General features: G+C 51.8%; 17 protein-coding genes. 8 read left to right on the top strand and 9 right to left on the bottom strand.

Annotation, left to right across the window (positions count from 1 at the left end; translation table 11 throughout):
• Positions 1-243 precede the first annotated feature (243 nt).
• On the bottom strand, positions 244-1131 hold the full coding sequence (rhtA, locus tag ACJHYO_RS17745; RefSeq protein WP_001295297.1) for a threonine/homoserine exporter RhtA: 888 nt from the start codon (positions 1129-1131) through the stop codon (positions 244-246).
• 234 nt (positions 1132-1365) lie between these two features.
• Between rhtA and ACJHYO_RS17740 the strand changes: the two genes are divergently transcribed.
• Positions 1366-1431, top strand: coding sequence for a protein YliM (locus ACJHYO_RS17740; RefSeq protein ID WP_120795379.1), 66 nt, complete (start codon positions 1366-1368; stop codon positions 1429-1431).
• Positions 1432-1483: 52 nt separating this feature from the next.
• On the top strand, positions 1484-1999 hold the full coding sequence (gene ompX, locus ACJHYO_RS17735) for an outer membrane protein OmpX (RefSeq protein ID WP_001295296.1): 516 nt from the start codon (positions 1484-1486) through the stop codon (positions 1997-1999).
• A gap of 49 nt (positions 2000-2048) precedes the next feature.
• Here the strand turns inward: ompX and opgE are convergent, their stop codons facing one another.
• Together opgE and mntS are read right to left on the bottom strand one after the other, a co-directional pair.
• Positions 2049-3632, bottom strand: a complete 1584-nt coding sequence (opgE, locus tag ACJHYO_RS17730) for a phosphoethanolamine transferase (RefSeq protein WP_001054655.1) — start codon at positions 3630-3632, stop codon at positions 2049-2051.
• Between the two features lie 271 nt (positions 3633-3903).
• A complete protein-coding gene (gene mntS, locus ACJHYO_RS17725; protein WP_001001761.1) occupies positions 3904-4032 on the bottom strand; it encodes a manganase accumulation protein MntS in 129 nt (42 codons plus the stop codon).
• 185 nt (positions 4033-4217) lie between these two features.
• Between mntS and mntR the strand changes: the two genes are divergently transcribed.
• The gene (mntR, locus tag ACJHYO_RS17720) at positions 4218-4685 is read left to right on the top strand and encodes a manganese-binding transcriptional regulator MntR (protein WP_000091016.1); all 468 of its coding nucleotides are present in this window, start codon (positions 4218-4220) and stop codon (positions 4683-4685) included.
• On the top strand, positions 4682-5800 hold the full coding sequence (locus ACJHYO_RS17715; RefSeq protein ID WP_410232529.1) for an anion transporter: 1119 nt from the start codon (positions 4682-4684) through the stop codon (positions 5798-5800). The genes mntR and ACJHYO_RS17715 overlap by 4 nt, the downstream gene beginning before the upstream one ends.
• Positions 5801-5857: 57 nt before the next feature.
• Here ACJHYO_RS17715 and ldtB read toward each other — a convergent pair whose 3' ends face one another.
• Positions 5858-6778, bottom strand: coding sequence for a L,D-transpeptidase (gene ldtB, locus ACJHYO_RS17710; protein ID WP_001056384.1), 921 nt, complete (start codon positions 6776-6778; stop codon positions 5858-5860).
• A gap of 218 nt (positions 6779-6996) precedes the next feature.
• Here ldtB and ACJHYO_RS17705 point away from each other — a divergent pair, with 218 nt between their 5' ends.
• Entirely contained in the window at positions 6997-8589 is a 1593-nt protein-coding gene (locus ACJHYO_RS17705; RefSeq protein ID WP_000961458.1) for an ABC-F family ATPase, read from the top strand.
• A 199-nt stretch (positions 8590-8788) separates the two neighbouring features.
• Here the strand turns inward: ACJHYO_RS17705 and ybiV are convergent, their stop codons facing one another.
• The 3 genes from ybiV to ACJHYO_RS17690 all read right to left on the bottom strand — a co-directional run bounded on the left by ybiV (position 8789) and on the right by ACJHYO_RS17690 (position 13087).
• Entirely contained in the window at positions 8789-9604 is an 816-nt protein-coding gene (gene ybiV, locus ACJHYO_RS17700) for a sugar-phosphatase YbiV (protein WP_024704937.1), read from the bottom strand.
• 145 nt (positions 9605-9749) lie between these two features.
• Positions 9750-12182 carry a glycyl radical protein gene (locus ACJHYO_RS17695; protein ID WP_000209353.1) on the bottom strand — a complete coding sequence of 811 codons (2433 nt, stop codon included), beginning with the start codon at positions 12180-12182 and terminating at the stop codon, positions 9750-9752.
• Between the two features lie 5 nt (positions 12183-12187).
• On the bottom strand, positions 12188-13087 hold the full coding sequence (locus ACJHYO_RS17690; protein WP_001313683.1) for a glycyl-radical enzyme activating protein: 900 nt from the start codon (positions 13085-13087) through the stop codon (positions 12188-12190).
• Between the two features lie 130 nt (positions 13088-13217).
• Here ACJHYO_RS17690 and fsa point away from each other — a divergent pair, with 130 nt between their 5' ends.
• Positions 13218-13880: a fructose-6-phosphate aldolase gene (gene fsa, locus ACJHYO_RS17685; protein ID WP_001313684.1), complete on the top strand. Its 663-nt coding sequence runs from the start codon at positions 13218-13220 to the stop codon at positions 13878-13880.
• A 75-nt stretch (positions 13881-13955) separates the two neighbouring features.
• Here fsa and moeB read toward each other — a convergent pair whose 3' ends face one another.
• Both moeB and moeA read right to left on the bottom strand, forming a co-directional pair.
• The gene (gene moeB, locus ACJHYO_RS17680; RefSeq protein ID WP_000829255.1) at positions 13956-14705 is read right to left on the bottom strand and encodes a molybdopterin-synthase adenylyltransferase MoeB; all 750 of its coding nucleotides are present in this window, start codon (positions 14703-14705) and stop codon (positions 13956-13958) included.
• On the bottom strand, positions 14705-15940 hold the full coding sequence (gene moeA / locus ACJHYO_RS17675; protein WP_000397353.1) for a molybdopterin molybdotransferase MoeA: 1236 nt from the start codon (positions 15938-15940) through the stop codon (positions 14705-14707). The genes moeB and moeA overlap by 1 nt, the downstream gene beginning before the upstream one ends.
• 203 nt (positions 15941-16143) lie before the next feature.
• On the opposite strand from moeA, the gene iaaA reads away from it, so the two are divergent.
• The gene (gene iaaA / locus ACJHYO_RS17670) at positions 16144-17109 is read left to right on the top strand and encodes a beta-aspartyl-peptidase (RefSeq protein WP_000513804.1); all 966 of its coding nucleotides are present in this window, start codon (positions 16144-16146) and stop codon (positions 17107-17109) included.
• Positions 17096-18967: a glutathione ABC transporter ATP-binding protein GsiA gene (gsiA, locus tag ACJHYO_RS17665; protein WP_001313685.1), complete on the top strand. Its 1872-nt coding sequence runs from the start codon at positions 17096-17098 to the stop codon at positions 18965-18967. Before iaaA ends, gsiA begins: the two co-directional genes overlap by 14 nt.
• Position 18968: the final 1 nt, after the last annotated feature.

The following is an 18968-nucleotide window of genomic DNA, read 5'->3' as shown; positions in this document are numbered from 1 at the left end:
CAGCTATGTGTTCCGCTATTCTGGCTGTTCCTATCACACTAATAGTGGTAACAAGCGTGAAAAAACAAAACCAATAAAAACTCAATGAGTTAGATATATTAATAAGAACAATTCTTATTTATTTGCTCGCCAGGAATTTTCGGAATAAATATGCTTTTGCATAATTCGATATATAAAGACGGTGTAGAGGAAAAGTAGCGAGAAAATCTGCATGGTTATGCATAACCATGCAGAAATGTAAATTTAATTTATGTCTAATTCTTTTATTTTGCTCTCTTTGCGTACTGTCAGCGTAGAACCCATTGAAGCGGCGATGATAGCGCCGAGCGCCAGCAGCTGTATGGGTGTCAGTGTTTCTCCGAGGAAAATCATCCCGGAAACGGCAGCCAGCGCAGGTTCCATGCTCATTAGCGTACCAAATGTGCGTGTTGGCAAACGGGTGAGGGCAATCATTTCCAGCGAATAAGGCAGAGCGGTCGAGAGAATAGCGACAGCCAGACCCAATGGAATAACCGACCAGTGCCAGAGTGCTTCACCAGCCTGAAGCGCTCCAATTGGCACGAAAATTAACGCTGCAATCAACGAACCAATTGCCACCGTCGCAGGGCCATGTTCCGCTCCTGCGCGTTGCCCACTTAAAATGTAAATAGCCCAACAAGCCCCGGCCCCCAGTGCCAGCGCACAGCCGGTTAAATCGACATGGGAAACGTCTTGCCCCAGCGGTAGCAGGAACCACAGACCAAGAACCGCCAGCACAACCCAGACGAAATCTACCGGGCGACGAGAAGAGAACAGTGCCACCGCCAGTGGTCCGGTGAACTCCAGCGCCACCGCAATACCCAGCGGTACCGTCTGAATAGAAAGATAAAAAAGATAATTCATTCCACCCAGCGAAACGCCGTAAAACAACAGCGGTAATCGTTGCTCTTTGGCAAAGCGCAGTCGCCATGGCTTAAAGAACGCGATGAGGATCAGCGTGCCTAATGCCAGACGCAGCGCAGTGACCCCCGGTGCGCCCACCAGAGGAAAAAGTGACTTAGCTAACGAGGCTCCACCCTGAATAGACGCCATGGCAACGAGCAATATGACTATTGGTAACCAGACCGGCATTTTACGTAATGAACCAGGCATCCTTTCTCCCACAAATATCTAAACCTAAGTAAAGCGTGGAGTGTACTGGATATACCCAATGCTGGTTGAGCATTTGTTGAAAAAATTTTCCCCCGTTTTGACTAAAATGCGCCAGGATTGATGGAATCATTAGTCTGGTGATTAGGAATAATCTGGATGAATGACAGGGAAAACATGCGTAATACTTACGCAGTTCTCTGAAAAAGTGATTTAAATTTAGATGGATAGCGGTGTATGGAAACGTTCTGTTACATGAAATGGCCCGTTAGACATCATAAATCGCGAAGAGTTTCCCATTAATTTTTGATATATTTAAAACTTAGGACTTATTTGAATCACATTTGAGGTGGTTATGAAAAAAATTGCATGTCTTTCAGCACTGGCCGCAGTTCTGGCTTTCACCGCAGGTACTTCCGTAGCTGCGACTTCTACCGTAACTGGCGGTTACGCACAAAGCGACGCTCAGGGCCAAATGAACAAAATGGGCGGTTTCAACCTGAAATACCGCTATGAAGAAGACAACAGCCCGCTGGGTGTGATCGGTTCTTTCACTTACACCGAGAAAAGCCGTACTGCAAGCTCTGGTGACTACAACAAAAACCAGTACTACGGCATCACTGCTGGTCCGGCTTACCGCATTAACGACTGGGCAAGCATCTACGGTGTAGTGGGTGTGGGTTATGGTAAATTCCAGACCACTGAATACCCGACCTACAAACACGACACCAGCGACTACGGTTTCTCCTACGGTGCTGGTTTGCAGTTCAACCCGATGGAAAACGTTGCTCTGGACTTCTCTTACGAGCAGAGCCGTATTCGTAGCGTTGACGTAGGCACCTGGATTGCCGGTGTTGGTTACCGCTTCTAATCACTTCGGTGATATAAAAAATCCGCCTCTCGGGGCGGATTTTTTTGTTTTAAGGTTTCGGGTCGAAAATATCGGTTCCGAGATGGTTGTAATCCACCTTCTGTAACTGGAAGTTGGTGATGTATATCGGCCCGGCTTTCTTCTCAGATATAAACGGGTATTTGATATTTATTTCCTTCGCTTTAATTCCCGTCCACTGCGAGAAAAAGCCTAAGAAGTCATTGGCCGAGCGGCGGGCTTTAATCACCCGATGCGCTTTATCGTCGCTGGAAATGACCATAAAAGGCACCTGGAAATTTTGCTGATACTTATCATCATGGGCAAGGTATTGCACGTCTTTGCCGCGCTCTTTAAAGGCCAGACCGTGGTCGGAAAAGTAAACCAGCGAGAAGCTGCTGCCGCTGTTGCGTAACTGATCGTACAGCTTGCGCAGTAAATCGTCTGTTTGCGTCATGGTATAGAGATAGCACGACGTTTCTTTCGATTGCACAAAGGTTTCGTATTTGCCTTGTGTCCGGTCGCAGGCCTGCGGATGCGAGCCCATCAGATGTAGAACAATCAGCTGCGGTTGCGAGTGCTCTTGCGCCAGCACTTGAGCGGTCATATCCAGTAACGCTTCGTCTTTCGTGTTTTTATCTGCTTCAAAATTACCTTCTTTCAGGAAGTACACTTCATCTGCTCGTTTGGCGATGCTGGCGATGGCGGTATCGTATTCGCCGATTTGACCCTGGTTGGAAAACCACCAGGTCTGGAAGCCCGCGCGATTTGCCAGGGTGACAAAGTTATCCTGAAACTGTGGTTTGCCATCGACAACGCGATTGAGCGTTAAGCCAAGCGATTTCTGCGTGGAGCCACTGGCGGCAATGTAGTCAGCAAATATCAAACCGTTAACGCTGCTGGCAAACGGGGTATTGTCCCAGTGACCGCCAAAGGCACCGAGGGCATCGCGACGCGCGCTTTCTCCGATCACCACCACATAGGTCTGATACTTCGGCTTAACGGCAGTGACCGTCCAGGTATCTTTCATTCCGGAAAGTTTTGCCATCCGTTCTTGCTCTTCAATCACCTCGTTATTATTGACGATGACATCCTTAGCAAAACGAAATACCGGATAGCCAGTATCTTTCAGTTTAAATACGCCGCCCCAGGCCAGGTTTTGCACGGGAGCAACAAAAAATGTCGCCACACTGAATACCAGGCACAGGCTGTCGAAGGTATTCCAGCGCGCTTTTTCACTCTCTTTTTTTCGCCTGATTGCTATTACGCCGAGCGCAAAAATAAATATGCCGACCAGGTAGCTGTACCACGGAAAAATCGTCAGGATTTCGGTCGACTCTTCCATATTGGTGGAGTGCAATGCCAGCAATGTATTGAAGTTAGGCGCGCCGTAGGCCTGAGCAAAAGGGAAATAACAAGCCGCCACCAGCGAACTGATACCGACCAGAACTTTTTGTACGCGAGGCAATGTTCGCCATAGCAAAAGCAAAATAGCCGTAAACGCAGCGGTGTAGAGCAAACTGAAGGGGTAACCTAAGCCGAGGTTAATTAATAGCGACTGTAAAAAGTAGAACGCAGTCCACGGGCTAAATACCCGGCTACGGGTAACAAGCGATTCTTTGAGGGTTAAATTCATATGCCACTATCGTAACAAACGCCATGTGCTTACCCTGGCGTCAAGGGTCAATACCTGCAAGAGTGCGTGAAGAGGGGAAAGGGGTCCGCATCCGCGAGCCGCAATATACGCAGGGCTGCAAGAAGATAGAGCGAGCTGCTGTTCAGGTCAACTACCGACGAACAAATCTTTTGCGAAGGGGATTGCAAATCCGACAAAAAGTGGGGTTTTTCAGACCAAAACGCGTTGTGCCTGCATAAAAGCAGGAGTGAAGCGGCGTACCGCGACGCCGCTATTTATCGGAAGGTTTATCCTGCTGCGGTTTGTTGTTGACCATATCGCACAACATAGAGAGCAGCATTAACCGTACTTTAAAGGGAGAATGACTAAACACGCGCATACACCTCTTGAACTCATTCATAAGACCTCCTGACTTGCTAATCCCATCGATCCTTGAGGAATGATTGCATTACATACAGATATAGCACAGGCTATATTATATAGCTATTGCTAAAACGTTAATTTTTTGTACCTTCGCAACTCTGGTTTACAATGTGCGCACGAAATGAGAACGCTATGTATGCGTCACCATAATGAGGAAGCACAATGAGTCGTCGCGCAGGTACGCCAACAGCAAAAAAAGTGACGCAGTTAGTGAACGTGGAAGAGCACGTTGAAGGGTTCCGCCAGGTCAGAGAGGCGCATCGGCGCGAGCTGATTGATGATTACGTTGAGCTGATTTCTGACTTGATCAGGGAAGTGGGGGAAGCTCGTCAGGTGGACATGGCTGCTCGTCTGGGGGTTTCGCAACCGACGGTGGCTAAAATGCTTAAGCGACTGGCAACCATGGGGCTGATTGAAATGATCCCCTGGCGTGGCGTGTTTTTAACGGCAGAAGGAGAGAAGCTGGCGCAGGAAAGCCGCGAGCGACATCAGATAGTCGAAAATTTCTTGTTGGTGTTGGGCGTCAGTCCGGAAATCGCCCGTCGCGACGCGGAAGGTATGGAGCACCATGTTAGTGAAGAGACGCTGGATGCCTTTCGTTTGTTTACCCAGAAACACGGTGCCAAATGAGCCTGCCTTTTTTACGCACGCTGCAAGGCGATCGTTTTTTTCAGTTATTAATTCTTGTTGGCATCGGATTAAGTTTTTTCGTTCCCTTTGCAGCGAAATCCTGGCCTGCTGCTATCGACTGGCACACCATCATCACCTTAAGCGGCCTGATGCTGCTGACCAAAGGTGTCGAGTTAAGCGGTTATTTTGATGTGCTGGGGCGCAAAATGGTGCGCCGTTTTGCTACGGAGCGTCGGCTGGCGATGTTTATGGTACTGGCGGCAGCGCTGCTTTCTACCTTTCTGACCAACGATGTCGCACTGTTTATAGTTGTTCCGCTGACTATCACGCTAAAAAGACTGTGTGAGATTCCGGTTAATCGGCTGATTATTTTTGAGGCGCTGGCAGTCAACGCTGGTTCGCTACTGACGCCAATTGGCAACCCGCAAAATATTCTTATCTGGGGACGTTCTGGTCTTTCGTTTGCCGGATTTATTGCCCAAATGGCACCGCTGGCTGGCGCAATGATGCTGACACTCCTGCTGTTGTGCTGGTGTTGTTTCCCTGGAAAGGCGCTGCAATACCATACGGGGGTGCAAACGCCGGAGTGGAAACCGCGGCTGGTGTGGAGTTGTCTGGGGCTGTATATCGTCTTTCTGACGGCGCTGGAGTTAAAACAAGAGCTGTGGGGACTGGTGATTGTGGCGGCGGGCTTTGCGCTGCTGGCGCGTCGTGTGGTGCTCAGTGTGGACTGGACGCTGCTGCTGGTGTTTATGGCGATGTTTATCGACGTCCATTTACTAACCCAACTGCCAGTTTTGCAGGGGGTGTTAAGTAACGTGAGTCATTTATCCGAACCCGGATTATGGTTAACGGCGATCGGTTTATCGCAGGTGATCAGTAACGTGCCGAGTACCATTTTGCTGCTCAATTATGTGCCACCGTCTTTATTACTGGCATGGGCGGTAAACGTGGGGGGCTTTGGTTTATTACCCGGATCGCTGGCAAATTTGATTGCGTTACGGATGGCGAACGATCGCCGTATCTGGTGGCGTTTTCATCTTTATTCGATACCGATGCTGTTGTGGGCGGCGCTGGTGGGATATGTTTTGTTGGTTATGATCCCGGCGGGATAAGGTCTGTCAAATTAAAAAGGCGGATTATGAGTCCGCCTTTGCTTTACGTTTTGAAGATTAATTCAGACGAACCGGCATCCCGGAACGATTTTTGATCGCTTCATCCAGAACAACCTGGTCAACATCTGGCTGACCGGTCACTGTCTGCACGCTCTTCGTCAGGGTAATTGGCACAATTTCCTGACCTTCAAACTGGGCTTCAGTGGTAGACAGCGGGTTATGGACTTCAATATAACGGCTGCCGTCTGGCTCGGTGGTCGCTTTTACCGGCTCATCAATAAACTGTACGCGGGTACCGACCGGTACTTTCTCGAACAGGAATTTGATGTCTTCGTTACGCAGACGCACACAACCATGACTTACACGCAGGCCGATACCGAAGTTGGCGTTGGTGCCATGGATAGCGTACAGGCGACCGATGTAGAGTGCATACAGCCCCATCGGGTTATCCGGACCAGCCGGAACGACCGCCGGAAGCGGTTCGCCCGCAGCGCGGTACTCTGCGTGCATTTTAGCGGTCGGCGTCCAGGTCGGGCCTGCTTTTTTACGCTCAACTTTGGTGGTCCAGTTGATAGGCGTGTCTTTGCCTAACTGACCAATGCCGATCGGCAGCACGATAACGGTGTTGGTCCCTTTCGGATAGTAATACAGACGCATCTCTGCACTGTTAATGACGATGCCTTCATGAACGGTATCCGGCAGGATCAGCTGCTGCGGAATATTCAGTACAGTACCGCCTTTCGGCAGGAAGGTATCCACACCCGGGTTCGCTTCCATCATATTGGAAAGTCCCATCTGGTACTCGGCGGCAAAATACTCCAGCGGCTGAGTGTTACCTTCAGGAATGGTGATCACCTGATTCTGACCAACCAGGCGACTCCCGTCGGTTGGCAGAGGATAAGTTACCGCAGAGGCGGTACTGCAAAAGCCGACAACAGCGAAGGCCGCTGCGAATAATGTTTTCAATTTCATATTCATGTTAAGCGAGATTTTGTGCCTGGCAGGCCATTGGGTTGAGAATATTAGAGTATTGGAAGTGCATTATAAGTTCATTCCAGCTCACAGTGAAATCAGATGTGTACGAAATCACATTTTTTGCCTTTGGCTTGAGTGTAGACCTTAAGCGAGGAGCAGGATCTTCTTTCAGACTTATGGCATAATGCGCGGTTTGTCATATCTCTTTTCAGGATACGCCTGTGTTAGTTTCCAGTAACGTCACCATGCAGTTCGGCAGTAAGCCGTTGTTTGAAAACATTTCCGTCAAATTTGGCGGCGGCAACCGTTACGGCCTGATTGGCGCGAACGGTAGTGGTAAATCCACCTTTATGAAGATCCTCGGCGGCGACTTAGAGCCGACGTTGGGTAACGTTTCCCTCGATCCCAACGAGCGCATTGGTAAGCTGCGTCAGGATCAGTTTGCCTTTGAAGAGTTCACTGTGCTGGATACGGTGATCATGGGGCATAAAGAGTTGTGGGAAGTGAAGCAGGAGCGTGACCGCATCTATGCTTTGCCGGAAATGAGTGAAGAAGACGGCTATAAAGTGGCCGATCTGGAAGTGAAATACGGCGAAATGGACGGTTACTCTGCGGAAGCTCGCGCTGGTGAACTGTTGCTTGGCGTGGGAATTCCAGTGGAACAGCACTACGGCCCGATGAGTGAAGTTGCTCCTGGCTGGAAGCTGCGTGTGCTGCTGGCGCAGGCGCTGTTTGCTGATCCGGACATTCTCCTGCTCGACGAACCGACCAACAACCTCGACATCGACACCATTCGCTGGCTGGAACAGGTGCTGAACGAGCGTGACAGCACCATGATCATCATCTCGCACGACCGTCACTTCCTTAACATGGTTTGTACCCACATGGCGGATCTGGATTACGGCGAGCTGCGCGTTTATCCGGGCAACTACGATGAGTACATGACGGCGGCGACTCAGGCGCGTGAACGTCTGCTGGCTGATAACGCCAAGAAGAAAGCGCAGATTGCTGAGTTGCAATCTTTCGTTAGCCGCTTTAGCGCCAACGCCTCGAAATCTCGCCAGGCAACTTCGCGCGCGCGCCAGATTGATAAAATCAAACTGGAAGAGGTGAAAGCCTCCAGCCGTCAGAACCCGTTCATCCGTTTTGAACAGGATAAGAAACTGTTCCGTAACGCGCTGGAAGTGGAAGGTCTGACTAAAGGGTTTGATAACGGTCCACTGTTTAAAAATCTCAACCTGCTGCTGGAAGTGGGTGAAAAACTGGCTGTACTGGGTACCAACGGCGTCGGTAAATCAACGCTGCTGAAAACGCTGGTGGGCGATCTGCAACCGGACAGTGGCACCGTAAAATGGTCTGAGAACGCGCGCATTGGTTACTACGCCCAGGACCATGAATATGAGTTCGAAAATGATCTGACCGTGTTCGAATGGATGAGCCAGTGGAAGCAGGAAGGCGATGACGAGCAGGCGGTACGCAGCATTCTCGGTCGTTTACTGTTCAGCCAGGACGACATCAAAAAGCCAGCGAAAGTGCTTTCCGGTGGGGAAAAAGGGCGGATGCTGTTTGGTAAGTTAATGATGCAGAAGCCGAACATTCTGATCATGGACGAACCGACCAACCACCTGGATATGGAATCCATTGAGTCGCTGAACATGGCGCTGGAGCTGTATCAGGGCACGCTGATCTTTGTTTCTCACGACCGTGAGTTTGTAAGCTCCCTGGCGACCCGTATTCTGGAAATCACCCCGGAACGCGTGATCGACTTTAGCGGTAATTACGAAGATTACCTGCGTAGTAAAGGGATCGAGTAAGTTATTATCAGTAGCCCTGATATGGTCAGGGCTACTGAAACTGATGACAAACGCAAGATTGCCTGGTGCGCTACGCTTATCAGGCCTGGTAGTGTATCGCAATATATTGAATTTTCATGATTTTGTATGCCGAATAAGGCGGTTACGCCGTATCCGACATAATGACATGCACTTTCTCAATAAACTGAATTGGCGATAATCAAAGATTAAACGGCGGTTTATTTTCCAGCACCGTCTGAATCACATTCAGCGCGCCTTCATGATTATTATCATCGGTAGCGTAACGGGCGATTTGTTTAATGTTTTCCGCAGCATTGCTCATCGCAAAGGAATAACGCGCCATTTTCAGCATCTCCGCATCGTTACCGCTGTCGCCAATCGCTACCACATTTTGCGGCGACAGATCCCAGCGTTTCAGTAACCGCGAAATACCGTTTGCTTTATGTAGACCGGGAATAATCAGGTCGATAAAGCCAAAACCACTGGTAACGGGTTTCATAATGCCATCCAGCGCTATGTGCAGTTTGTCGATCACTAACGGGATTTGTTCATCCGGCAGGTTGAGCGAAAACTTGAACAGTACGTCGTCAATCTCCTGATAATCTTTTACAGGTTTCAGGCGATGGTAGTGTTTTGCCATCAGTGCGACGAATGCTTCGGGGGCATTTTCGCTGACATATGCACTTTGCAGACCGCAGGCGACAAAATTGAGTTGCTTATCTTTTAGCAACTCGCCAATAACAATCCGCGATTTATGTCGGGTCAGTTCGCCGTGGAACAACTGCTTGCCATGTTCGTAAACCAGTGCGCCGTTTTCCGCGACAAAAGAGATCTCATCCTTTAGCTCAGGAAAGAACGAAATAAGCTGGTAATACTGATTACCGCTGGCGACAACGAACTCAATGCCGCGCTTTTTAATTTCCTGATACTGCGCCATAAAACGTGGTTGGTTGTACGTTTTGGCGTCGTTAAGAAAAGTACCGTCCATGTCTGTGACGATAACTTTTACGCTCATAGGTGTGCTCCTGGCTCGAAAATGAAACCGTAACAGTGTAATAACAATGTGACGCAGAGCACAAATTATATTTCGAATGAAAGTGAGAGCGGAATTGATGATGTGAATGATTTGACCCGGCGACGACGCCGCCGGGCTGAGGAGATTACAGCATATGTTCAGTACGGGCGATGATATCGTCCTGAGCGTCTGGAGAGAGCGCGGTGAAGAAGGCGGAATAGCCCGCGACACGCACTACCAGATCGCGGTACTGATCCGGATGTTTTTTCGCTTCCAGCAGCGTTTCGCGGGAAACGATGTTGTACTGAATATGCCAGCCTTTATGCACCTCGAAGAAGGTGCGCAGCAGGATCATCAGTTTCTGCTTGTCAGATTCGTTCTCCAGCGTTGCTGGATTCAGTTTCTGGTTGAGCAGCACGCCGCCGAGAATCGCGGCCGTAGGCAGTTTACCCACCGAGCCAATGACCGCAGTAGGGCCGAGATGGTCAGTACCGGAGGCCGGACTAGCGCCTTCTGCCAGCGGGGTATGTGCTTTACGTCCGTCCGGCGTTGCCATAGTCTGCGCGCCAAACGGTACGTTAGCGGAGATAGACGATGTGCCCGCATAATAGTTGCCGCCAATCGGACCACGACCGTAGCGCGGGTTATGGTACTGCTTCAGTTCGTCGATATAGGTCTGATAAGCGCGAGCCAGCAGCGTATCGACAGTATCATCGTCGTTGCCGTACTTCGGCGCACCGTTAATCAGCCGCTGACGCAGCTGCTCGTGAGTCAGGCCGTCGAAGTCATCCGCCAGTGCGGCAGCCAGCTGTTGCTGACCAATCGCGCCCTGTTCAAATACCAGTTTCTTCACTGCCGCCAGGCTGTTGCCGAGGTTAGCAATGCCGACCTGCAGGCCAGAAACCCAGTCATATTTCGCGCCGCCTTGCTTGATACTTTTCGCTCGCTCAATACAGTCATCGACCAGCGCCGAGCAGAGAATATCGTGTACGTTCTCTTCCAGCATGGTATCGACGACATATTCGATTTCGATTGATTTACGCGTGTAGTAACGGATTTGCGTATCCCATGCGTCCATTACTTCATCGAAGTTGTTGAAGTTACCCGCTGACAACGCTTTTTCTTGTGGCAGGAACACTTTGCCGCTGGTGGCATCACGACCGCCTTCCAGCGCCGCCAGCATCACGCGGGCGAAGTTGATAAAGCTCATGCCGGTACAGCGATAGCCCCATTTGCCACCGACGGCGGTTTCGATACAACCAATCGCTGCATAGTCGTAAGCGTCCTGCGGTTCAATACCGAGTTTAATAAATTCCGGGATGACGATTTCGTCGTTGTTGAACGCCGGCATCCCGAAGCCGCAGCGGATCACCTGAACACAGGCGTCGAGGAAATCGTTACTCATACCCGCATGGTAACGCACGCTGAGGTTAGGCTGAGTGGAACGCAGGCGACCGCAAGATTCGAGGATCGCATAAGAGAGTGGATTTACCGCGTCCATCGGTTGACCATCAACCAGATTTTGCCCGCCAATGGTGACGTTCTGATACAGTGGACTTCCCGCAGAGGCTTTTGAGTGTGAGCCGGAGCGGATTTTGTTCACTTCCAGCAATTTCAACCAGCAGCTATGCAGCATCTCGATGGCGTGTTCGCGATCCAGTGTCTGGTTCAGTTCAACGTCGCGGCGATAGTATGGGTAGAGATACTGGTCCATACGACCAAACGATACCGAGTGACCGTTAGATTCGATCTGCAAAATCAACTGGATGAAGTAACACAGTTGCAGCGCCTGCCAGAAAGTCTGCGGCGGCTGGTGGGCGATAAGATCGCAGTTTTCTGCTATCGTCAGCAGTTCATCGCGACGGCTTTCGCGGGTTTCGGTCGCGGCCATTTCACGCGCCAGGGCAGCGAAACGTTCAATGTGTTCACTGACTGCCACCAGCACGATATCAATCGCTTTCAGGAATTGCTCGCCATGTAAATCTTCCAGTACCGTCAGATTGATGCGCGAGCGACGTTCCGCCACTTTCTCACGCAGACCATCAAGCCCTTTTTCCAGCAGTAGCGGGAAATTGACCGCCAGGTGCGCATCGCCGGAAGTCATATTGCCCTCCGCTTTAATGATTCCGGTCGCCAGCAGACCTTTTTGCTCATCGGTAAACATGCCGTAGCAGCGATCCTGTACGGTCTGACCGCGCCACCACGGGCACACTTCATGCAGAACGCGTTTGTTCTCTTCGCTCACCGCAAAACCAGCACCGGGACGATCTGCCAGATCATCAATCTCTTTTTCGATCCACGAGACGGTATATTCCGGGAAGATCGGCGCGGCGCGAACTTCGCTTGCCTGGTTGCCAATGATCAATTCATCATGTTTGATCCAGATGGTGCGATTCGCCAGGTGATGCGCCAGTGCCAGCGCGCGACGTACCGGAATGGGCTTGTCGAGATGTTGTTGATACATCTCGGTATAGTGCTGCGCGCGCTCGGTACAGACTGGTGGTTTCACAATATGCACCAGCGCATTTTTGTGCGCTTTAATGCGGTCGCTGAGCGTGTCCAGTTTCAGTGTGGTCATGGTTGTTATCCTCGTAAGGTCGCGGTTAACCCTTTCTGGCAGGCATACTGCTGGGCAAAGTCGAGCAGTTCTGGCGCATCAAGCGGTTTTTCCGGGGCGTCATAGGGCAGATTAAGTAAGTGATATTTGTTGATGCCTAGCGTGTGGTAGGGCAGGAAATGGATTTCGCCAACGTGCAGCTCGTCGGCGGCAAAATCGGTAATGGCTTTCACAGAGGTTTCGTCGGCATTAAAGCCCTGAATCAGTGGCACGCGGATAATGATTTTTTTGCCCGCTGCGGCGAGTTTTTTCAGGTTATCCAGCACCCTGGCGGCGTTACCGTCGGTCCACTGTTTAAACGGCGCGTCGGCAACGTGTTTTAAATCGGCAAGAAACAGATCGATATAGGGCAGAGAAGGGGCGATATATTTCCACGGCACATGCAGACAGGTTTCTACCGCAGTATGAATGCCGGCCTCGTGGCTGGCTTGCAGCAGCGCCGTCGCCATTTCCGGCTGCATAAACGGTTCACCGCCAGAAAGCGTTAAGCCGCCGCCGCTGCGATCGTAAAACGGTTTATCGCGCAAAACGGTTGCCATGATCTCCTCAACGCTTTTCACTTCACCACACACGGTTAACGCCTGTGTTGGGCAGCAGTCGGTTAGCGCCGTAAAATGCTCCGGGGTTAACTTTTCCCGATGAATAAGCAAACCATTCAACGCGCGTTCAATCACTTCCGGTGCGGTCTTAGCGCACAGCTCACAGCCTTCCAGACAGAGTCGTGGGTCATACAGCAGATCCTGCGTGCGGGCGCGGCTTTCCGGGTTCTGACACCAGCGGCAGCCCAGCGAACAGCCTTTAAGAAATACGACCGTGCGGATACCGGGGCCATCATGGGTCGAGTAGCGTTGAATATTGAAAATCATAGTTGCCTCTCTGTTTCGTTCAAACATTAAAATACTTTCGAATGAAAGTTAAATTGATGTGCGTCAACTGTTCAGAGAGTTTTCCCGTGATAGTCTACATTCAGACAAAAAGTACATTTTGAGGATGGTTATGGAACTGTATCTGGATACTTCAGACGTTGTTGCGGTGAAGACGCTGTCACGTATTTTTCCGCTGGCTGGTGTGACCACTAACCCAAGCATTATCGCAGCGGGTAAAAAACCGCTGGAGGTTGTGCTTCCGCAACTTCACGAGGCGATGGGCGGTCAGGGGCGTCTATTTGCCCAGGTAATGGCTACCACTGCTGAAGGGATGGTGAATGACGCACGTAAATTGCGTTCTATTATTGCGGATATCGTGGTGAAAGTTCCGGTGACCGCTGAGGGGCTGGCAGCTATTAAGATGTTAAAATCGGAAGGGATTCCGACGCTGGGAACCGCGGTATATGGCGCAGCACAAGGGCTACTGTCGGCGCTGGCAGGTGCGGAATATGTTGCGCCTTACGTTAATCGTATTGATGCTCAGGGCGGTAGCGGTATTCAGACTGTGACCGACTTACACCAGTTATTGAAAATGCATGCGCCGCAGGCGAAAGTGTTAGCCGCGAGTTTCAAAACCCCGCGTCAGGCGCTGGACTGCTTACTGGCAGGGTGTGAATCAATTACTCTGCCACTGGATGTGGCACAACAGATGATTAGCTATCCGGCAGTTGATGCCGCTGTGGCGAAGTTTGAACAGGACTGGCTGGGCGCGTTTGGCAGAACGTCGATTTAACCGGACGTTCTGCATCCTCATAAATTGCTGATGACGTGGCGGAGTGCCGCGTCTTATCTGGCCTGGAGGTGGCAGTTACTGCCCGCACACCTCACACCCCGGATTACGCATCAGTTTCATTTCGCGAAACTGACAGGTCATCGCATCGTACATCACGATTTTTCCGCTGGCCGGTTTGCCATAACCTGCCAGCAGTTTGATCGCTTCCATTGCCTGCAACGAACCAATCACCCCGATCAACGGTGCCATCACGCCTGCTTCTACGCAGGTTAACGCGTTCTCGCCAAACAAACGGCTAAGGCAGCGATAGCACGGTTCGCCGTCCTGATAAGTGAAGACCGTGATTTGCCCTTCCATACGAATTGCCGCGCCGGAAACCAGCGGCACCTTCGCGGCAAAACAGCCTGCGTTCAGTTGATTACGTACCGCAACGTTATCCGTACAGTCGAGCACCAGATCGTGTTTTGCAATCATCGCAGCAAGTTCAGCGTCATCAAGCAGCGCATTGACTGGCGTAATCGCGATATGTGGGTTGATCCGCGTCAGGGCGTCACGGGCGGATTCCACCTTTGGTTGCCCGACCGTGGCATCACTGTGCAGCGTCTGGCGTTGCAGATTGGAGAGCGAAACCGTGTCGAAGTCGAGCAGCGTCAGGTTGCCGACACCGGCGCTTGCCAGATATTGCGATGCCGCACAGCCGAGGCCACCAAGCCCCACCACCAACACGCGAGAATCCTTCAGCGCTTCCTGACCGTCAAAATCAAAACCACGCAGGATGATTTGCCGGTTGTAGCGCAGCATCTCCTGATCGCTGAGTTCTGCCATTACAGGCCTCCGAACAACGCGTTAAACGGTTCGACTTCCACCCATTCGCCCACGTCAACATTGCCGCGCTCGCGTTCCAGCACGATAAAGCAGTTGCCGAGGCTAAAGGAGCTAAATATATGTGAACCCTGATGTCCGGTGGTCGTCACTTCCAGTTCGCCATCGGTGTTGCGTTGCAGCACGCCGCGCTGGAAATCAAGGCGTCCTGGCGTTTTTTTCAGGCGGGACGCTGTGCGTACACGCTGGCGCGCGGGCAGGCCACTGGCGGTATTGCCGCTTAGTTTTGCCAGCAAAGGCTGTACCAGTTGATAGAAGGTCAGCGTCGCTGAAACCGGGTTGCCCGGCAGGCCGCAGAACCAACTATTAGAAAGTTTACCGAATGCGAACGGTTTACCCGGTTTAATCGCCAGTTTCCAGAAGGCGATCTCCCCCAGCTCTTCAAGAATCGTTTTGGTGTAATCCGCTTCACCCACTGAAACACCGCCGGAACTGATCACCACATCCGCCTGGCTGTCGGCTTCAATAAATGCGGCGCGCAGGGCATGGGGATCGTCGCGGATAATCCCTAAGTTGATTACCTCGCATCCCAACTGTTCTAACATCAGGTGTACGGCGAGACGGTTGGTATCGTAGATTTGGCCGTCGCCCAGCGGCTGACCGGGCAACTGGAGTTCATCACCGGTAGAAAAAAGCGCTACACGCACTTTACGAATCACCGGAACTTCGGCAATCCCTAGCGAAGCAATCACTGGCAGTTCAGCGGTAGTCAGGCGAGTCCCCGCCGGGAAAACAACCGCACCTGCAGAGATATCTTCACCGCGACGGCGAATATTTTGCCCGCTACGCGCTTCAGCAGTAAAACGCACGCCATTGTCCGTTTGTTCAGTCTGCTCCTGCATCACCACCGCTTCGCAGCCTTCCGGCACCGGCGCACCGGTCATAATACGAATGCAGGTACCCGCAGGCCATTCACCATGGTACGGCTGACCGGCAAAGGATTTACCGGCAACGGGCAGCGGTTGCCCGGAGGCAATATCGGCTAAACGCACCGCGTAGCCGTCCATAGCGGAGTTATCAAACCCCGGGACATCCAGTGGCGAAACGACATCGCTCGCCAGAATACGGCCAAAACACTGAACCAGTGGCAGCGTTTCCTGGGCGGTCAGTGGGGTAACGCGAGAAAGCATCTCATTAAGCGCGGTGTCGAGCGACATCAATCCGGTGGTAAATTCCATGAAAACACTCCTGCGGAGGCAAAATCGAATTTGCCTATTATGTCAGAAAAACGCCACAGACTGTATGCCACCTCGGGCGTAGCGCTGGCTCCTGCCTTTACATGCCATATCCATCTTTCTATATTCAAAAATTGAATGAGTCATTCATAAAAATTCTGATATTTATAGCAAAAGTGGCGAGCCACCCTTAATGGACGAATACTATGGGCAAAGCAGTCATTGCAATTCATGGTGGCGCAGGTGCAATTAGCCGCGCGCAGATGAGTCTGCAACAGGAATTACGCTACATCGAGGCGTTGTCTGCCATTGTTGAAACCGGGCAGAAAATGCTGGTAGCGGGCGAAAGTGCGCTGGATGTGGTGACGGAAGCGGTGCGTCTGCTGGAAGAGTGTCCACTGTTTAACGCCGGAATTGGCGCTGTCTTTACGCGTGATGAAACCCATGAACTGGACGCCTGTGTGATGGATGGTAACACCCTGAAAGCCGGTGCGGTGGCGGGCGTTAGTCATCTGCGTAATCCGGTTCTTGCCGCCCGACTGGTGATGGAGCAAAGCCCACATGTGATGATGATTGGCGAAGGGGCAGAAAATTTTGCGTTTGCTCATGGCATGGAGCGCGTCTCGCCGGAGATTTTCTCCACACCTTTGCGTTATGAACAACTAATGGCAGCGCGCGAGGAAGGGGCAACAGTCCTCGACCATAGCGGTGCGCCACTGGATGAAAAACAGAAAATGGGCACCGTAGGGGCCGTGGCGTTGGATTTAGACGGCAATCTGGCGGCAGCCACGTCCACGGGCGGAATGACCAATAAATTACCCGGACGAGTTGGCGATAGTCCCTTAGTGGGGGCCGGATGCTATGCCAATAACGCCAGTGTGGCGGTTTCCTGTACCGGCACGGGCGAAGTCTTCATCCGCGCGCTGGCGGCATATGATATCGCCGCGTTAATGGATTACGGCGGATTAAGTCTCGCGGAAGCCTGCGAGCGGGTAGTAATGGAAAAACTCCCTGCACTTGGCGGTAGCGGTGGCTTAATCGCTATCGACCATGAAGGGAATGTCGCGCTACCGTTTAACACCGAAGGAATGTATCGCGCCTGGGGCTACGCAGGCGATACGCCAACCACCGGTATCTACCGTGAAAAAGGGGACACCGTTGCCACACAGTGATGAACTTGATGCCGGTGATGTGCTGGCGGTTGAAAATCTGAATATTGCCTTTATGCAGGAGCAGCAGAAAATAGCTGCGGTCCGCAATCTCTCTTTTAGCCTGCAACGTGGTGAGACGCTGGCAATTGTTGGCGAATCCGGCTCCGGTAAGTCAGTGACTGCGCTGGCATTGATGCGCCTGTTGGAACAGGCGGGCGGTTTAGTGCAGTGCGATAAAATGCTGTTGCAGCGGCGCAGTCGCGAAGTAATTGAACTTAGCGAGCAGAGTGCTGCACAAATGCGCCATGTGCGCGGGGCGGATATGGCGATGATATTTCAGGAGCCGATGACATCGCTGAACCCGGTATTTACTGTGGGTGAACAGATTGCCGAATCAATTCGTCTGCATCAAAACGCCAGTCGTGAAGAGGCGATGGTCGAGGCGAAGCGGATGCTGGATCAGGTACGCATTCCGGAGGCACAAACCATTCTTTCACGTTATCCGCATCAACTCTCTGGTGGGATGCGCCAGCGAGTGATGATTGCGATGGCACTGTCATGCCGCCCGGCGGTGCTGATTGCCGATGAGCCAACCACCGCGCTGGATGTCACTATTCAGGCGCAGATCCTGCAATTAATCAAAGTATTGCAAAAAGAGATGTCGATGGGCGTTATCTTTATCACTCACGATATGGGCGTGGTGGCAGAGATTGCCGATCGGGTACTGGTGATGTATCAGGGCGAGGCGGTGGAAACGGGTAGCGTCGAACAGATTTTTCATGCACCGCAACATCCTTACACCCGTGCGCTGTTAGCTGCTGTTCCGCAACTTGGTGCGATGAAAGGGGTAGATTATCCCCGACGTTTCCCATTGATATCGCTTGAACATCCAGCGAAACAGGAACCACCCATCGAGCAGAAAACGGTGGTGGATGGCGAACCTGTTTTACGGGTGCGTAATCTGGTCACCCGTTTCCCTTTGCGCAGCGGTTTGTTGAATCGCGTAACGCGGGAAGTGCATGCCGTTGAGAAAGTCAGTTTTGATCTCTGGCCTGGCGAAACGCTATCGCTGGTGGGCGAGTCTGGCAGCGGTAAATCCACTACCGGGCGGGCGTTGCTGCGCCTGGTCGAATCGCAGGGCGGCGAAATTATCTTTAACGGTCAGCGAATCGATACCTTGTCATCCGGTAAACTTCAGGCATTGCGCCGCGATATTCAGTTTATTTTTCAGGACCCTTACGCTTCGCTGGACCCACGTCAGACCATCGGTGATTCGATTATCGAACCGCTGCGCGTACACGGTTTATTGCCAGGTAAAGAAGCGGCTGCACGCGTTGCGTGGTTGCTGGAGCGCGTGGGCCTGTTACCTGAACATGCCTGGCGTTACCCGCATGAGTTTTCCGGCGGTCAGCGCCAGCGCATCTGCATTGCTCGCGCGTTGGCATTGAATCCAAAAGTGATCATTGCCGACGAAGCCGTCTCGGCGCTGGATGTTTCTATTCGCGGGCAGATTATCAACTTGTTGCTCGATCTCCAGCGTGATTTCGGCATTGCGTATCTGTTTATCTCCCACGATATGGCCGTGGTAGAGCGGATTAGTCATCGTGTGGCGGTGATGTATCGCGGACAAATTGTTGAAATTGGTCCACGGCGCGCGGTCTTCGAAAACCCGCAGCATCCTTATACGCGTAAATTACTGGCGGCAGTTCCGGTCGCTGAACCGTCCCGACAACGACCGCAGCGTGTACTGCTGTCGGACGATCTTCCCAGCAATATTCATCTGCGTGGTGAAGAGGTTGTAGCCGTCTCGTTGCAATGCGTCGGGCCGGGGCATTACGTCGCACAACCACAATCAGAATACGCATTCATGCGTAGATAAC

This window comes from Escherichia sp. WS1118, from assembly GCF_046487695.1.
GTDB lineage: Bacteria > Pseudomonadota > Gammaproteobacteria > Enterobacterales > Enterobacteriaceae > Escherichia > Escherichia coli.
This window is presented reverse-complemented; position numbering and strand designations above follow the sequence as displayed.

What these genes read in the sequence shown, in the direction of transcription:
- ompX (WP_001295296.1), top strand. Translation starts at nt 1,484, where the DNA reads ATGAAAAAAATTGCATGTCTTTCAGCACTGGCCGCAGTTCTGGCTTTC.
- ACJHYO_RS17695 (WP_000209353.1), bottom strand. Translation starts at nt 12,182, where the DNA reads ATGACCACACTGAAACTGGACACGCTCAGCGACCGCATTAAAGCGCAC.
- ldtB (WP_001056384.1), bottom strand. Translation starts at nt 6,778, where the DNA reads ATGAATATGAAATTGAAAACATTATTCGCAGCGGCCTTCGCTGTTGTC.
- opgE (WP_001054655.1), bottom strand. Translation starts at nt 3,632, where the DNA reads ATGAATTTAACCCTCAAAGAATCGCTTGTTACCCGTAGCCGGGTATTT.
- fsa (WP_001313684.1), top strand. Translation starts at nt 13,218, where the DNA reads ATGGAACTGTATCTGGATACTTCAGACGTTGTTGCGGTGAAGACGCTG.
- ybiV (WP_024704937.1), bottom strand. Translation starts at nt 9,604, where the DNA reads ATGAGCGTAAAAGTTATCGTCACAGACATGGACGGTACTTTTCTTAAC.
- ACJHYO_RS17715 (WP_410232529.1), top strand. Translation starts at nt 4,682, where the DNA reads ATGAGCCTGCCTTTTTTACGCACGCTGCAAGGCGATCGTTTTTTTCAG.
- mntR (WP_000091016.1), top strand. Translation starts at nt 4,218, where the DNA reads ATGAGTCGTCGCGCAGGTACGCCAACAGCAAAAAAAGTGACGCAGTTA.
- rhtA (WP_001295297.1), bottom strand. Translation starts at nt 1,131, where the DNA reads ATGCCTGGTTCATTACGTAAAATGCCGGTCTGGTTACCAATAGTCATA.
- iaaA (WP_000513804.1), top strand. Translation starts at nt 16,144, where the DNA reads ATGGGCAAAGCAGTCATTGCAATTCATGGTGGCGCAGGTGCAATTAGC.
- ACJHYO_RS17690 (WP_001313683.1), bottom strand. Translation starts at nt 13,087, where the DNA reads ATGATTTTCAATATTCAACGCTACTCGACCCATGATGGCCCCGGTATC.
- moeA (WP_000397353.1), bottom strand. Translation starts at nt 15,940, where the DNA reads ATGGAATTTACCACCGGATTGATGTCGCTCGACACCGCGCTTAATGAG.
- moeB (WP_000829255.1), bottom strand. Translation starts at nt 14,705, where the DNA reads ATGGCAGAACTCAGCGATCAGGAGATGCTGCGCTACAACCGGCAAATC.
- mntS (WP_001001761.1), bottom strand. Translation starts at nt 4,032, where the DNA reads ATGAATGAGTTCAAGAGGTGTATGCGCGTGTTTAGTCATTCTCCCTTT.